The organism is Belnapia sp. AC561 (genome assembly GCF_979252845.1).
Genome location: NZ_CEEDBP010000016.1, coordinates 1 through 14,985, shown reverse-complemented (window position 1 = coordinate 14,985; position 14,985 = coordinate 1). Strand labels below are relative to the sequence as shown.

The 14,985-nt window shown below is 71.2% G+C and carries 17 protein-coding genes; 12 read left to right on the top strand and 5 right to left on the bottom strand.

The features are described 5' to 3' along the window. Positions 1-14: 14 nt before the first annotated feature. Positions 15-509 (bottom strand): cupin domain-containing protein, encoded by a 495-nt coding sequence (locus AC0IW9_RS14665; RefSeq protein ID WP_471649009.1) that lies wholly within the window; start codon positions 507-509, stop codon positions 15-17. A 123-nt stretch (positions 510-632) separates the two neighbouring features. On the opposite strand from AC0IW9_RS14665, the gene AC0IW9_RS14660 reads away from it, so the two are divergent. Further along, positions 633-1,601, top strand: a complete 969-nt coding sequence (locus tag AC0IW9_RS14660; protein ID WP_471649008.1) for a TRAP transporter substrate-binding protein — start codon at positions 633-635, stop codon at positions 1,599-1,601. A gap of 39 nt (positions 1,602-1,640) precedes the next feature. Here the strand turns inward: AC0IW9_RS14660 and AC0IW9_RS14655 are convergent, their stop codons facing one another. After that, positions 1,641-1,886 carry a hypothetical protein gene (locus AC0IW9_RS14655; RefSeq protein WP_471649007.1) on the bottom strand — a complete coding sequence of 82 codons (246 nt, stop codon included), beginning with the start codon at positions 1,884-1,886 and terminating at the stop codon, positions 1,641-1,643. Between the two features lie 215 nt (positions 1,887-2,101). On the opposite strand from AC0IW9_RS14655, the gene AC0IW9_RS14650 reads away from it, so the two are divergent. From AC0IW9_RS14650 to AC0IW9_RS14640, 3 genes are read left to right on the top strand one after another with little or no spacing between them, the layout of a single operon-like run. Further along, complete coding sequence (locus AC0IW9_RS14650; protein ID WP_471649006.1) at positions 2,102-2,446, top strand: carboxymuconolactone decarboxylase family protein; 345 nt, start codon at positions 2,102-2,104, stop codon at positions 2,444-2,446. Next, entirely contained in the window at positions 2,443-3,390 is a 948-nt protein-coding gene (locus AC0IW9_RS14645) for an NAD(P)-dependent oxidoreductase (RefSeq protein ID WP_471649005.1), read from the top strand. Before AC0IW9_RS14650 ends, AC0IW9_RS14645 begins: the two co-directional genes overlap by 4 nt. Next, a complete protein-coding gene (locus tag AC0IW9_RS14640; protein ID WP_471649004.1) occupies positions 3,390-4,172 on the top strand; it encodes an N-acyl homoserine lactonase family protein in 783 nt (260 codons plus the stop codon). Before AC0IW9_RS14645 ends, AC0IW9_RS14640 begins: the two co-directional genes overlap by 1 nt. A 43-nt stretch (positions 4,173-4,215) precedes the next feature. On the opposite strand, the gene AC0IW9_RS14635 is transcribed toward AC0IW9_RS14640, so the two are convergent. Then, positions 4,216-5,208 carry a Bug family tripartite tricarboxylate transporter substrate binding protein gene (locus AC0IW9_RS14635; protein ID WP_471649003.1) on the bottom strand — a complete coding sequence of 331 codons (993 nt, stop codon included), beginning with the start codon at positions 5,206-5,208 and terminating at the stop codon, positions 4,216-4,218. Positions 5,209-5,310: 102 nt separating this feature from the next. On the opposite strand from AC0IW9_RS14635, the gene AC0IW9_RS14630 reads away from it, so the two are divergent. From AC0IW9_RS14630 to AC0IW9_RS14620, 3 genes are all read left to right on the top strand, one after another. Further along, entirely contained in the window at positions 5,311-6,435 is a 1,125-nt protein-coding gene (locus AC0IW9_RS14630) for a CaiB/BaiF CoA transferase family protein (protein WP_471649002.1), read from the top strand. A gap of 14 nt (positions 6,436-6,449) precedes the next feature. Next, complete coding sequence (locus tag AC0IW9_RS14625; protein WP_471649001.1) at positions 6,450-7,622, top strand: acyl-CoA dehydrogenase family protein; 1,173 nt, start codon at positions 6,450-6,452, stop codon at positions 7,620-7,622. 75 nt (positions 7,623-7,697) lie between these two features. After that, on the top strand, positions 7,698-8,669 hold the full coding sequence (locus AC0IW9_RS14620) for a Bug family tripartite tricarboxylate transporter substrate binding protein (protein ID WP_471649000.1): 972 nt from the start codon (positions 7,698-7,700) through the stop codon (positions 8,667-8,669). Here the strand turns inward: AC0IW9_RS14620 and AC0IW9_RS14615 are convergent. Then, positions 8,656-10,179, bottom strand: coding sequence for an AMP-binding protein (locus AC0IW9_RS14615; RefSeq protein ID WP_471648999.1), 1,524 nt, complete (start codon positions 10,177-10,179; stop codon positions 8,656-8,658). The two genes, AC0IW9_RS14620 and AC0IW9_RS14615, sit on opposite strands and share 14 nt — an antisense overlap. Before the next feature lie 161 nt (positions 10,180-10,340). On the opposite strand from AC0IW9_RS14615, the gene AC0IW9_RS14610 reads away from it, so the two are divergent. The 5 genes from AC0IW9_RS14610 to AC0IW9_RS14590 all read left to right on the top strand — a co-directional run bounded on the left by AC0IW9_RS14610 (position 10,341) and on the right by AC0IW9_RS14590 (position 14,352). Next, complete coding sequence (locus AC0IW9_RS14610; protein WP_471648998.1) at positions 10,341-11,330, top strand: MBL fold metallo-hydrolase; 990 nt, start codon at positions 10,341-10,343, stop codon at positions 11,328-11,330. A gap of 12 nt (positions 11,331-11,342) precedes the next feature. After that, on the top strand, positions 11,343-12,149 hold the full coding sequence (locus tag AC0IW9_RS14605) for a hypothetical protein (RefSeq protein WP_471648997.1): 807 nt from the start codon (positions 11,343-11,345) through the stop codon (positions 12,147-12,149). A gap of 175 nt (positions 12,150-12,324) precedes the next feature. Continuing rightward, complete coding sequence (locus tag AC0IW9_RS14600; protein WP_471648996.1) at positions 12,325-13,149, top strand: hypothetical protein; 825 nt, start codon at positions 12,325-12,327, stop codon at positions 13,147-13,149. A 4-nt stretch (positions 13,150-13,153) separates the two neighbouring features. Continuing rightward, positions 13,154-13,375 carry a hypothetical protein gene (locus AC0IW9_RS14595; protein WP_471648995.1) on the top strand — a complete coding sequence of 74 codons (222 nt, stop codon included), beginning with the start codon at positions 13,154-13,156 and terminating at the stop codon, positions 13,373-13,375. Then, positions 13,372-14,352 (top strand): TAXI family TRAP transporter solute-binding subunit, encoded by a 981-nt coding sequence (locus AC0IW9_RS14590; protein ID WP_471648994.1) that lies wholly within the window; start codon positions 13,372-13,374, stop codon positions 14,350-14,352. Before AC0IW9_RS14595 ends, AC0IW9_RS14590 begins: the two co-directional genes overlap by 4 nt. 6 nt (positions 14,353-14,358) lie before the next feature. On the opposite strand, the gene AC0IW9_RS14585 is transcribed toward AC0IW9_RS14590, so the two are convergent. Then, positions 14,359-14,985: energy transducer TonB (locus AC0IW9_RS14585; protein ID WP_471648993.1), on the bottom strand; the 627-nt coding region annotated here is incomplete at its 5' end.

Below are 14,985 nucleotides of genomic sequence, written 5' to 3'. Positions count from 1 at the left end.
GCCCGGGCGTGCAACTAAAGCCGGCCGAAAACGGTCTCGGCCTCGATCTGCCGCACGTTGTCCGGCCGGGCGAAGGGCGCTGGCGGCGGCTCGCCCTCGGTCCGGGCGCGGCCGATGCGGGCGAAGAAGGTCTCCAGCCCGCCGGGCAGGATGAGCCACATAAAGGTCAGCGGCGCCGTCCCGGTATTGTGGAAGCTGTGCGGCCGGTCGCGCGGGAAGAAGAAGCAGCTCCCCGGCCGCATCGGATGGACCTTGCCCTCGATATGCGCCTCGCCCTCGCCGGACTGGACGAAGATCACTTCCTCGTTCGCGTCATGCAGGTGTTCCCGCACGTGGCAGCCGGGGTCCACCGTCTGGGTCCCCATGGCGAAGGGCGTCTCGGCCCCGGTCATGGCGCTGTCGAGGATGCAGCGGACGAAGCCGTTGGCCGGCACCGGCTGCCAGTAGCTGCGGACCTCCTCTGGCTGCTGGATGACCAGACGGGCGGGGATTGCTGCGGTATCGGGCATGGGGCCTCCTCGCGTCGATCATTGCCATGCCCGGGGCCTGCCGCAAGCCTTGCGATGGCGACACGGCCTGTGGAACGCTCCCGCTTGCGAAAAGACCGGGAGAGCTTTCGGATGCCGCGATGGATGACACGGGGCCTCGGCCTCGGCCTGCTGCTCGGGCTGGCCATGCCCGCCAAGGCCCAGACCCGTTGGGTGATGGCGACGCCCTACGCCGAGAATTTCCACACTCTCAACATCCGCCAATTCGTCGCCGACGTGGAGAAGGCCAGCGAAGGCTGGCTGACGATCCAGCTCCACGCCAATGCCTCCCTGCTGCCGATGGCGCAGATCAAGCGCGGCGTGCAGACCGGCCAGGTCCAGCTCGGCGAGGTCCTGCTCAGCGCCTATGCCAACGAGGATCCCTTCTTCGAGGTCGACGGCGTCCCCTTCCTCGCCTGGACCTGGCCCCAGGCGGAGGCGCTGAACGCGGCGACCGAGCCCTATGTCCGCGCCCGGCTGGAGCGCCAGGGCCTGACCCTGCTCTACATGGTCCACTGGGACGCCCAGGGCTTCTATGCCAAGACCGAGATCCGCAGCCTGGCCGACCTGCGCGGCACCCGCTTCCGCGCCTACAACAACGTCACCGCCCGCATGGCGGAGCTGATGGGCGCGACGCCGGTGACGGTGCAGGCGGCCGAGGTCAGCCAGGCCTTCGCCACCAATGTCATCCAGTCGATGTTCACCTCGGCGCAGACCGGGGTGAACGTCACCGCCTGGGACTTCACCCGCTACTGGTACAACGTCGGCGGCATGCGGACGCGCAACGCGGTCTTCGCCAATACCCGCGCCCTTCAGGCGCTGGATGCGCCGAGCCGGGCAGCCTTGGTCGCCGCCGCGGCGACGGCCACGACCCGCGGCAAGGAGATGGCCAAGGCGGCGGAAGTCGCCATGGCCGATCGGCTGCGCAGCCAGGGCATGCAGCTGCCGCAGCCACCGGAGGCGATGATGGCCGAGCTCAAGGCGATCGGCGAGACGCAGACCGCCGAATGGGTCCAGCGCGCCGGGCCGGAAGGCAGCGAGATGCTGGCCCGCTACCGCGCCGCGGCGCCCTAGCGGGGCGCCAGGCGGCGCAAAGCCCCGGGGCGGCTGGCCTCAGCGCCAGCCGCCACCGCGGCCATACCCATAGCCGTAGCCGCCATACCCCCCACGGTAGCCGCCATAGCCACCGCCATACCCCCCGCCGTAGCCGCCGCGGTAAGGCGCCGAATAGGCATAGCCCGAGGGCCGGCCATAGCCGCCGCGATAGCCATACCCGCCCCCCGCCGGATAGACGGCGCAGGCCGAGAGCGAGGCGGTGACGGCAAGCAGGGCAACGAGCTTCAGGATGCGGCTGGCCATGGTGACCTCCGGAAAAGGCGATGGGGCGGTCAGCGGGGGCGGGATGCCGGTGCTTCCTCCGTTCTGGCATTAACGCCGCAGCTCATGTCGGGGATGCGTCGCCGCGGTGCTGCTTTCGGGGCAGCGCCGCCGCCATTCGGCCGCAGTTGCCGCCGCCACCCCTCTTTCCCATCCGCCGGGGCTGGCGCAGGATCGGGGCAAAGGAGACGTCCATCATGGCAGCAGCCCCCCCGTCCAGCCGGCGCGACCGGCTGATCCCGAATTTTCCCAAGCTCGTGCAGATGACCAACGAGGTTGCCTATGCCGATGTCTGGGAACGCGAGGCGCTGAACAAGCGCGACCGCAGCATGATCACCGTGGCCGCGCTGATCGCCCTGGGCCGCGAGGAGCAGCTCGCCACCCATCTCCGCCGCGCCCTGGGCAATGGCGTCACGCGGGAGGAGATCGCCGAGGTGGTCACCCACATGGCGATTTATGCCGGCTGGCCGGCGGCGATGACCGGGGCGCAGATCGCCTGCGACGTCTACGAGGACATCGATTCCGGGAAGCCCGCCGTATGAGCGCCGCCAAGCCGAAAATCGGCTTCATCGGCCTCGGCACCATGGGCACCCACATGGCCGCCAACCTGCAGAAGGCCGGCTACACCCTGGTGGTGCACGACATCCACCGCCAGGCCGCCGGCACCCATATCGAGAACGGCGCCACCTGGGCGGCGACCGCCCGCGAGGTCGCCGCGCAATGCGACGTGGTCTTCGCCTCCCTCCCCGCCCCGCCCGATGTCGAGGCGGTGGTCTTCGGCCCGGATGGCGTGCTGGAAGGCGCCCATCCCGGCATGGCCTTCTTCGACCTGTCCACGAATAGCCAGGCCATGGCCAAGCGCATGCACGCCGCCTTCGCCGAACGCGGCTGCACCAGCTTCGACAGCCCGGTCAGCGGCGGCCCCGAGGGCGCCCGCACCGGCAAGCTCGCCATCTGGGTCGGTGGCGACAAGGCCGCCTTCGACAAGTACCTGCCGGTACTGCAGGGCTTCGGCGACGCCCCCGCCTATATCGGCGGCATCGGCACCGCGACGGTCGCCAAGCTGGTCCACAACCTCTCCGGCTACGCCATCCAGACCGTCATCGCCGAGGCCTTCTCCATGGGCGTCAAGGCCGGCATGGACCCGCTCGAGCTCTGGACCGCGATCCGCAAGGGCGCGCTCGGCCGCAAGCGGACCTTCGACCGCATCCAGGACCAGTACCTGCAGAACAAGTACGACCCGCCGGCCTTCGCGCTGCGGCTCGGCCTCAAGGACGTGTCGCTGGCGGTCAGCCTCGGGCGCGAGCTGGGCGTGCCGATGCGCCTCAGCAACTTGGTCATGGAGGAGATGACCGAGGCGCTGAACCGCGGCTGGGGCCAGCGCGACAGCCGGTCCCCGATGATCCTGCAGAACGAGCGGGCGGGCGTGTCCTTCAGCGTCGACCCCGCGGCGATCAAGGCCGTGCTGGCCAAGGACCCGCCCTGATGTACGAGATCTACGCGATCCGCTACGCCCATCGGGAGGCGATGCGGTCCGACCACTTCATCGGCGGCGACCCGCATGACGGGCCGATGCCGATGGACTACTTCGTCTGGGCCGTGGTCGGCGCCGAGCGCAGCTTCGTCATCGACGCCGGCTTCACCGAGGCCGTCGCCAAGCGCCGCAAGCGGCAATGGCTGCGCTGCCCGGCCGAGAGCCTGAAGCTGGTCGGGCTCGACCCGGCGACGGTCAAGGACGTGATCCTCACCCACCTGCACTACGACCACGTCGGCAGCTTCGACCAATTCCCCCAGGCCGACTTCCACCTGCAGGAGGCCGAGATGCACTATGCCTGCGGCCGTTTCATGCGCTTCCCCAAGCTCTCCCACAGCTTCGAGCCGGACGATATCGCCGGCATGGTAAAGCTGAACTTCGGCCGCCGCGTCCACATGCTGAACGGCGACGCCGACATCGCCCCGGGCATCCGCACCCACCTGGTCCGCGGCCATTCCGCCGGGCTGCAGTGCGTGACGGTCCAGACCGCGCGCGGCACCGTCGTGCTCGCCTCCGACGTCACCCATTTCTACGAGAACATGGAGAGCGGCCGGCCCTTCACCACCGCCTTCCACATCGGCGAGATGCTGGAAGGCTTCGAGACCCTGAAGCGCCTGGCACCCAGCCCGCAGCACATCGTCCCGGGGCACGACCCGGAGGTGATGCGGCGCTACCCGGCGGTGCCGGGGCTGGAGGGGATCGTCTGCCGGCTGGACCTGGCGCCGAGCGAGTAAGGATGCCGGGGAGGGAACGGCAATTCCTTTTGCCTTCCCGAATTTACCGCTCTGGCCTCACCCCACCTTTCCGTGCCACGTCCCTCCACAACGGCAATTCCGCCGCGATCACCCGCTGGAACTGCTCCGGCGTGCTCCCGACCGGCTCCAGCGCCAGCACCCGCAGCCTCTCCCGGATCGGCGCCTCGCGCGTGATCTCCGCCGCCGCCGCCGCCAGCGTCGCCACCACCCCCGGCGGCGTCCCGGCCGGTGCCAGCATGCCGCTCCACAGCTCCATCGTCAGGTCGGGGAAATCCAGCTCGCCCATCGTCGGGCTTTCCGGCCAGGCCGGCAGCCGCCGTGGCGCCGTCACCGCCAGGACGCGGAGGCGCCCGGCAGCGAAGCCGATCGTCGCCGGCGCGGTATCGACCAGCGCCATCGTCACCTCGCCATTGGCCACCGCGGTCACCGTATCGGCGCTGCCGCGATAGGCCACGTGCTGGAAGCGGGTACCGGCCCGCTGGTTCAGCAGTTCGGTCGGCAGCTGGAAGCTGGCGGCACTGGCGCCGTAGTGGCAGCGCCCGGGATGGGCCCGGGCGAAGGCCAGCAGGTCCTGCAGGGTGCGGAAGGGCCCATCCGCCGGCACCACCACCGCCAGCGGGAAGGCCGCCAGCAGGGACACGGGGGCAAAGTCCCGCAGTGTGTCGTAAGGCAGGCTCGCATGGGTCGCCGGGTTGAAGACCAGGGGCCCGCTGGACCCGACCAGCAGGGTATGACCATCCGGCACCGCCCGCGCCACGATCTCGGCCCCGATGATCGCCTGCGCGCCCGGCCGGTTCTCCACCTCGAAGGGCTGGCCCAGCCGCTCCGTCAGCCGCTGGCCATAGAGCCGCGCCAGGATGTCGTTCGCCCCACCCGGCGCATAGGGCACCACCAGCCGCACCGGCCGGTCCGGCCAGGTCTGTGCGCCAGCGGCCGCGGCGGGGGTCGCCGCACAGGCCAGCAGCCCCAGCCCCAGCCCACGCCGGGAAACCGCCGCGGCGCCGTGACCAGCCATCCTGACCCTCCTCCCCGATCTTTTGCCGGAAGGGTCGGACCGCAGCCGGCGGGTGTCAAACCCGCCCGGCGCTGTTAGGCTCGGGAAAACGGAGGACGTCGAATGGGACCGCTCAAGGGCCTGCGCATCCTGGAATTCGCCGGCATCGGCCCCGGCCCCTTCTGCGGCATGATCCTGGCCGACTTCGGCGCCGAGGTGATCCGGCTGGACCGCAAGGATGGCCCGCCCGGCGACCGCGCCGATTTCACCGGCCGCGGCCGCCGTTCCATCGCGCTCGACCTGAAATCCCCCGCCGCGGTCGAGGCCGTGCTGCGCCTCGCCGAAGGCGCCGATGCGCTGATCGAGGGCTTCCGCCCCGGCGTCATGGAACGCCTCGGCCTCGGCCCCGAGGTCTGCCGGGCGCGCAACCCGCGGCTGGTCTATGGCCGGATGACCGGCTGGGGCCAGGACGGCCCGCTGGCGCAATCGGCCGGCCACGACATGAACTACATCGCCCTCACCGGCGCGCTCTGGGCCATAGGCCGGCCAGAGGAACGCCCGGTGCCGCCGCTCAATCTGGTCGGCGACTACGGCGGCGGCGGCATGCTGCTGGCGATGGGCCTGCTCGCCGCACTGCTGGAGGCCAAGGGCAGCGGGCAGGGCCAGGTGGTCGATGCCGCCATGGTCGATGGCGCGGCGCTGCTGATGGCGCCGATCTACGCCATGAAGGCGCGCGGCCGCTGGCGCAACGAGCGCGGCGTGAACATGCTCGACGGCACCGCCCCCTGGTACGACACCTATGCCTGCTCCGATGGCCGCTGGCTCTCGGTCGGCCCGATCGAGCCGCAGTTCTTCGCCCTGATGTGCGACAAGCTCGGCCTCGATGCGGAGCGCTTCCCCGACCGCATGTCTCCCGCCACCTGGCCGGCATTGAAAGCGGAGCTGACCGCGATCTTCCTCACCCGCACGCGGGACGACTGGGCCGCGCTTTTCGCCGGCACCGACGCCTGCATCGCCCCCATCCTCGACATGGAGGAGGCACCGGCGCATCCGCACATGGCCGCCCGCGGCACCTTCCTGAACCGCGACGGCGTGGTCCAGCCCGCCCCCGCCCCCCGCTTCAGCCGCACCCCGGCCGAGGCCGGCGCCCGCGTGCCGTTGCGCGGCGAGGATACCGAGACCGTGCTGGCCGACTGCGGCTTCACCGCCGCCGAACTCGACGCGCTCCGCAGCGCCGAAGCCATCTAAGGGAGACGAAACCGATGGACACCAATCCGAGCCTTCCCAGCCGCAGCCTCAGCGGCCCCCGCCACGTCTATACCTCGGACCACGAGATGTTCCGCGACCAGGTGGCGCGGTTCTTCGACCGCCACATCGTCCCCTTCCACCGCCAATGGGAACGCGACGGCATCGTCCCCCGCAGCCTTTGGCTCGAGGCCGGTGCGGCGGGCCTGCTCTGCCCCATGCTGAGTGAGGAATACGGCGGCGCCGGCGCCGACTTCGGCTACAGCGCCATCATCATCGAGGAGATCGCCCGGACCAATTGCACCGGCCCCGGCTTCCCGCTGCATTCCGACATCGTCGTCCCCTACATCGCCGACCTCGCCACCGAGGCACGCAAGCGCGAGTGGCTGCCGCAGATGGCACGCGGCGAGATCATCGGCGCCATCGCCATGACCGAGCCCGGCATGGGCAGCGACCTGAAGGCCATGCGCACCACGGCGAAGCGCGACGGCGACCACTACGTCATCAACGGCTCGAAGACCTTCATCAGCAACGGCCAGTTGGCCGACCTCGTCATCGTCTGCGCCAAGACCGATCCCGCGGCCGGCCGCAAGGGCATCAGCCTGATCTGCGTCCCCGCCGGCACCCCCGGCTTCACCAAGGGCCGCAATCTCGAGAAGATCGGCCTGCATGCCCAGGACACCTCGGAGCTCTTCTTCGAGGATGTCCGCGTCCCGGTCGAGAACCTGCTCGGCGAGGAGAACAAGGGCTTCTCCTACCTCATCCGCAACCTGCCGCAGGAACGCCTGGTCATCGCCGTCCGCGCCGCCATGGGCATGGAGGTGATGCTGCAGAAGACCGTGGACTACGCCAAGGAACGCCAGGCCTTCGGCCAGCCGGTGATCGACTTCCAGCACAACCGCTTCAAGCTGGCGGACGCCAAGGCGCAGGCGACCATGTTCCGCGTCTTCGCCGACCACTGCCTGGCGCTGCACCTGCGCGGCGAGCTGACGGTCGAGCTCGCCGCAACGGCCAAGCTGCTCGGCGCCGAGCTGCAGAACAAGCTCTTCGACGACTTCCTGCAGATCCACGGCGGCTACGGCTACATGGCGGAATACGAGATCGGCCGCGCCTGGGCCGATGCCCGGGTCGGCCGCATCTACGGCGGCAGCAGCGAGATCATGCGGGAGATCATCGGCCGCACCCTGTAGAGGTTGACGCACCCCGGCGTGCATGGCGGGATGACCTCCGAGCGGCCCCCAAGACGGCTGCCGGAGGATGCCGCCATGCCGAAGCTGCCACGCCGCGCCCTGCTGGGCACGCTGCTCGCCACCCCCGCGCTCGCGACCCCGGCCCTGGCGCAGGCCCGCTTCCCCGAGCGCCCGATCACCGTGCTGGTCCCCTTCACCGCCGGCGGCGCCACCGACGTGCAGATGCGCGCCCTCGCCGAGGCCGCCAGCCGCGCCCTCGGCCAGACCGTCCTCACCGAGAACCGCCCCGGCGCCGGCAGCACCCTCGGCGTCGCCGCCGTCGCCCGCGCCAAGCCGGATGGCTATACCCTGGCGCAGATGCCCCTCCCCGGCCTCCGCCTGCCCTTCCTGCAGAAGATGGCCTTCGATCCGCGGCGGGACTTCACCCCGGTCATCCACCTCACCGGCTATACCTTCGCCGTCGTGGTCCGCGCCGAGAGCCCCTGGACCACCTGGGCCGAGCTCGTCGCCGATGCCCGCGCCAATCCCGGCAAGCACCGCTGGGGCAATACCGGCGTCAACGGCACGCCGCACCTCACCATGGTGGACTTCGCCGAGCGCGAGAAGCTGGAGGTCGTCCACGTCCCCTTCCGCGGCGAGGCCGACGCGACGCCCAACCTGCTCGGCGGCCATATCGAGGCGACCGCCGGGGGCACCGGCTCCAACCAGCTCGTCGCCGACGGCAAGCTGCGCTACCTCAATGTGTGGACGCGGGAGCGGGTGCCGCGCTGGCCGCAGGTGCCGACCCTGTCGGAAGTCGGCTACCCCGGCCTCGTCGTCACCTCGCCCTATGGCTTGGTCGGCCCCGCCGGCCTCGACCCCGCCGTGCTGGCGACGCTGCACGAGGGCTTCCGCAAGGCGCTGTTCGACCCGTCCCACCTCGCGGTGCTCGACCGCCTCGACCAGACCGTCGAGTACCTCGGCCCGGAGGACTACGCCCGCAACATGGCCGAGACCATCGACTTCGAGGAGAAGCGCGTGACCCGCCTCGGCCTCAGGACGGGCTGAGGTAGCGCTCCTTCAGGATCCGCCGCAGCAGCTTGCCGGCCTCCGAGCGCGGCAGCTCCTCGACAAATTCGAAGGACTTCGGCCGCTTCAGGCCGGAGAGCCTCTCCCGGCACCAGGCCTCCAGCTCCGCCGCCGCGACCGGTTCGCGGGCCACGATCACCGCATGCACCTGCTCCCCCATCTCCGGATGCGGCACGCCGACGACGGCCACCTCGGCGACCGCCGGATGCTGGATCAGCACCGCCTCCACCTCCGCCGGGTAGAGGTTCACGCCGCCCGCCAGGATCAGGTCGGCCCGCCGGTCCGACAGAAACAGGAAGCCATCCTCGTCCAGCCAGCCGAGGTCGCCGAGCGTCGCCCAGCCGCGTTCGTCGAAGCAGGCCGCCGTCTTCTCCGGCGCATTGTGATAGGCGAAGCGCGGCCCGCCCTCGAAGCGGATGCTGCCGGTCTCGCCCGGCGGCAGTTCGGCGCCATCCTCCCCGGTGACATGCACCCGCACGCCATTCACCGGCCGCCCGACCGAGCGCGGCTTGCGCAACCAGTCCGCACTGCTGATCACCGTGGTGCCGACACCTTCCGACCCGGCGTAGTATTCCCAGACGATCGGCCCCCACCAGTCGATCATCGCCCGCTTCACCGGCACCGGGCAGGGCGCTGCCGCATGGATGGCGCAGCGGTGCGAGGACAGGTCATGCCCAAGCCGCACCGCCTCCGGCAGCGCCAGCAGCCGGTGGAACATCGTCGGCACCCACTGGCTATGCGTCACGCGATGCTGCTCGATCACCGCCAGGCATTGCGCCGCGTCGAACTTCCGCAGGATGACGGCGGTGCCGCCCTCCAGCAGCGTCCGCCCGACATAGCCGATCGGTGCCGCATGATAGAGCGGTGCCGGCGAGAGATAGACCGTCTCCGTGTCGAATCCGTAGAGCGCCTTCCAGGTCATGTCCCACATCGGGGCGTCGCGCTGCTCGTAGGGCAGCAGCGGCCGGCGGATGCCCTTGGGCAGTCCGGTGGTGCCGGAGGAATAGAGGAACTCCCGCCCCAGCGGCCGCTCCGGCAGCGGCGCCGCCGGATCCTGGGCGGCCAGCGCCGCCTCGTAGCTTTCGTAGCCCGGCAGCCCATCACCCAACGCGTAGCGCAGCCGGTCTCCCAGCGCCCCTTCCGCGACCAGCGCCGCGGCCAGCCCCGCCAGCTCCGGGCTGGCGACCAGCAAGCGCGCCCCGCTATCGGCCAGCACGTAGCCCACCTCGTGCGGCCTGAGATGGATGGACAGCGGCGTGAAATACAGGCCGGCCAGCCGCGCCGCCTCTGCCAGCTCCAGGAATTCCGGCCGGTTGTCGAGCAGCAGCGCGATACCGTCGCCCGGCTGCAGGCCGAGGCCGATGAGCCAGTGCGCCGCACGCCGCGCCCGGGCATCGAGCCCGCCATAGGTCAGCACCGCCCCGCTATCCGGGAAGATGGCAGCCGGCTTCTCGGCCTGGCGCCCTGCCCAATGTGCCAGTTGCGGCATCCGCGTCCTCCTGTTCGCCCAAGCGTGGCGGCAGCGGTGGCGCGGCGTCAACCTCGGCCGCGACTTACCCCTTTGCCATGATTTTGCCGCGTGCCACCCGGCGCGGTTGTGCCATGCTGATGCACCGCACGCCGTTGCGGGCCTTGATACGGGAGGAACCAATGATCAATCTCAGCCGCCGCGCCCTGCTGGGCACGGCTGCCGCCGCGGCGACCCTGCCGCTGCTCTCCACCGCGCAGGCCGCCGCCCCATTCCGCAACCAGCTGCCGCCCGCCTGGCACCGCTTCAAGGTCGGCAGCTACGAGCTGACGATCATCTCCGACGGCTCCCTGCCGCTCGGCGAGACCGGGCCGGCCTTCCCCTCCTCGCCGCCGGCCGAGGTGCGGGACCTGCTGACCAGCAATTTCCTCGCCCCCACCACCGCGACGCTGGAGCAGAATGCGCTGGTGCTGAACACCGGCCGCCAGCTCATCCTGTTTGATACCGGCATGGGCGAGAGCATGGGCGAGGCCAGCAAGATGTTCGGCCCGACCACCGGCCGGCTGATCGCCAACATGAAGGCCGCGGGCATCGAGCCCTCGCAGATCGACATCGTCGCGCTCACCCATGCGCATTGCGACCATTGCTGGGCGCTGGTCGATGCGAACGGCAACAAGAATTTCCCCAATGCCCAGGTCGCCGTCAGCGAGGTGGACCTGAAATTCTGGACCGACGATGCCAACAAGCGCGGCCCGGCCTTCATGACCTCCTTCATCGACGGGGCGAAGAAGAACCTCTCGGCCTACCGCGACCGGATGATCATGGTGCAGGATGGCAAGGAGGTGGTGCCCGGCGTCACCGCCTTCGCGACGCCCGGCCATACCCTCGGCCACATGGTCTATTTCATCGCCGATGGGAACAACATCGTGGTGAATACCGGTGACCTCGCGCATCACCAGATCCTGCTGCTGCGCAAGCCGCTCTGGGAATTCTCCTTCGATACCGATCCCAAGCTCTCGGCCCAGTCGCGGCTGAAGATGCTGACCCGCCTCGCGGCGGACAAGCATCCGGTCCTGTCCTACCATTTCCCCTGGCCCGGCCTCGGCCATGTCGCCAAGGAAGGCGAGGGTTTCGGCTGGTACCCCGAGGGCATGAACGTCACCACGCTGTAGGAGACCAAGGACATGGCGCTGGCCGAGCTGCGGGAAGCGGAAGCACCGCCGGAGATCGCGGCGATCTACGCAGCCTTGCGCAAGGCCAGCGGCGTGCCCCTGGTGAACCTGATCTACCGGCACCTCGCCACCCTGGACGGGGTGCTGCCCTGGGTCTGGGAGGCCATCCGCCCGCCGCTGGAGGATGGCCGCCTGGCCGCGGCACGGGACCGGCTGGCGGCCGCCGTGCCGCTGCCGGCGCTCGCCCCGCTGCCCGCCGAAGCCTGGGCCGCGGCGGGGCTGGCCGTGGCCGACCGCAGCGCCATCGCCGCCCTGGTCGAGGTTTACAACCGCGGCAACCTGACCAACCTCATCCTGCTGACGGCGTTGCGCCAGGCAGCCGAGGCCGGCGTCACCGCGAAGCCGCCGCCCGCCGCCACCTTGCCGTCCCCCGCCCTGCTGCCGGCCCCGCCGCCGCTGCCCCGGCTGGAGGACCTGCCCCCGGCCACCGCCGCGCAGGTGCAGGATCTTGCCGCCCGCCACCCCGGCGGCGTGGTGCCCAGCCTCTACCTGCACCTGGCGCATTGGCCCGCCCTGCTGGCCGCCCTGCCCGACTGGGCCGCGCCGCTGCTCGCCGCCCCGGCCCTGGTCGCCGCCCGCGATGCGACGGTGGCCCTGGCGCAGCGTGAGGCCACCGCCCTCGACCTCAGCCTGCCGGCCCCGCCGCCGCCCGGCCCCGGCCCGGCGGCGCTGGAGGCGATCGGCAATTTCACCCGCCGGGTCATCCCCGGCATGGTGCCGGTGGGGCTCGGTCTGCGGCGCATTCTCGCCCAGCCGTGATTAGCCCCGGCCCAGCCATTCACGAATAATTCGTATACAGTTTCTCCCGTATATGGTGGGAGAGCGAAACGGAATGCCTCTCCAAGGTGAATTATCCGTCTCATCCGCGGGGTCGGCGCCAGCCCAATCCCTCACGGTCTGTCTGGGAGAAGTCCTGGGGCCCGATTGGCTGCAATTGCCCGATGCGCCGCTGGGTGGCGAGCCGATCGACCTCGTGCTGCTCCATCCGCGGCTGGGCATCGCCCTGCTGCAGTTCGCCCCGCGCTGGACCGTGGATGCGCCCGAGCGGCTGCGCCATCGGCTCGAACTGGCCCGCTTCGCCGCCATCTTCCATGGCCACCTGCCGGTGGTGCATCGCATGATCCAGCCCGGCGAGGCGGCGGCCCTGCCCCGCCTGCTGGCCGAGGCCTTCGCCGGCCAGCCCGAGCTGGACCTGCCGGCGGGCGATGCCTGGTTGCATGTCGTGCATCGCGCCCTGCTCGCCCGGCCCAAGGCGCAGCCGGAAGCGTGGCAGCCATCGCCCCGCCCGCCCGGACGCCGGACGCTGCGGATCGTCGGCGGGCTCGGCCTTGCCGGGATGCTGGCAGGCACCGCCCTCCTCGCCCGCCCCGGCCCGGCGCCGGAGCCCTTGGCGGTGCTGGCCGGGGCGATCACCACCGCAACGCCGCTCCAGGCCGCCTCCGCCTCACCGGTGAACGAGGCACCGGTAGAACCGGCAGCCGAGTCCGCTGCCGGAACCAAGGACGACTCCGCATTCCTGACGCTCGCCACGGCAGCGCCGGAGCCGCCACCGGCCCAGGCCGAGCCCATTGCATCAGCAGCACCGATCGAAGCGCCGGACACGCTGGGCGAGCCGCCGCAGCCGCCCCCCGTGCCCGCCCCGCCGGCGCTTCTTACCCTGGTTGCCACGCCATCGGTGCCGCAGGTCCCGCCGCCGCCCGTCAGCGCGACCCTGGCGGCGCCGGATCCCATCCTCGTCGCACCGCCACCGCCGCGGTGAGGCATTGCTGGCCCTCGGCGACGTCTCCGGCGCCCGGCGCTTCTTCGAAAGGGCGGCCGAGGCCGGCGATCCGGCCGGGGCGCAGGCCATGGGCCGCACCTATGACCCGGCGGTGCTGGATGGCCTCCAGGTCCGCGGCATCGCCCCGGACCTCGCCGCCGCCGCCGCCTGGTACCGCCGGGCCCGCGAGATGCAATCGACCGATCTGACGGAGCTCGCCCGATGACCGCCAGCCGCCGCGGCCTGCTCACCGCCGCCCTGGCGGCGACCACCCTCCCCGCCCTGGCCCAGGCGCCGTCCCAGCCCCCCTCGCCGGGCCTGCTGCAATCGCTCAATACCCTGTCCGCCCGGGCCAATGCCGGCACTGTCGGCGTCATCGCCGGCGGCATCGACGGCACCTATGCCCGCATCGCCGCCGATCTCGCCGCGGTGCTGGACGAGCCGGATGGCCTGCGGGTGCTGCCCATCCTCGGCAAGGGCTCGGTGCAGAACATCAGCGACATCCTGGCGCTCCGCGGCGTCGATGTCGGCATCGTCCAGTCCGACGTGCTGGCCTATGCCCGGCGCGAGCGGCTGCTGCCCGGCGTCGAGCAACTCATCCAGTACATCGCCAAGCTGTACGACGAGGAAGTGCATGTCCTGGCCGCGCCGGGGATCACCGCCCTGGCCGATCTGGCCGGCAAGCCCGTGAACGTCGACGGCCGCGGCAGCGGCACGGCGATGACCGCGACCATCCTCTTCGACGGCATCGCCATCGAGCCGCGCTACGCCCCGCAGGATACCGCGCTGGAGCAGCTCCGCCGCGGCGAGATCGCCGCCCTGGTCTATGTCGCCGGCAAGCCGGCCCGGCTCTTCACCGGCATCCCCGCCGAGAGCCGGCTGCATTTCCTGCCCGTGCCGGCGACCCCGGCGCTGCTGGAGACCTACCTGCCCTCCACCCTGGCCCCGACCGACTACCCGACGCTGGTCGGCGGCGCCCCGGTCGAGACCATCGCGGTCGGCGCCGTCATGGCCGCCTATGCCTGGCCGCAGGCGACGGAGCGCCATCGCAAGGTCGCCCGCTTCGTCGAGGCCTTCTTCACCAAATTCCCCGATTTCCTGCGCCCGCCGCGGCATCCCAAGTGGCGCGAGGTCAACCTCGCCGCCCAGGTCCCCGGCTGGACCCGCTTCGGCCCCGCCGCCGCCCATGTCGCCAAGCGCTGAGGCGCCTCAGTTCCGCACTAGGATGTAGTTCATCGTGAAGTCGATGGTGACGCCCCCGGCATCCGCCCCGGGCGGGAAGGCCGGCAGCTTGGCGCCGCGGAACATCGAGACGGTGCCGGCATCCAGCCAGACCGAGCCGGATGGCCCGATCAGCTGCACCGAGCGCACCCGCCCATCCGGCTCGGCGATGACCCGCACCCGGCTCGGCCCCTGGTGTCCCGCGACGACGGCATTCTCCGGATAGCGCTTGTGGTCATCCACCCAGCGGCGGAAGGCATTGCGCCAGTCCGGCCCCACCTCCGCCCCGCGGACCTCCGCCTCGGAAGACGGTGAATTCCGCCCGCGCGAGGCCATCGGCCCCGGGGTGAGGTCGAGTTGCGAGCGCGGCGCATTGGGCCGCGCCGCCGGGCTGGGCCGCGCCAGGGCGCTGGCCTCCGGCATCCAGACCCCCGGCAGCCGCTGGCTCGGCGGGGGTGGCGGCGGCGCCGGGCGCGGCCTTGACTGGGCAGGCGGCGGTGGCTCGCGCGGCACCTCCCGCGGCGGCGCCGGTGGGGGTGGCGGCGGCATCGGCAGCGGCTCCGCCATGGCCGGCGGTGGCGGCGGCGCGGCCTCCACCATCTGCTGCTGCCGATG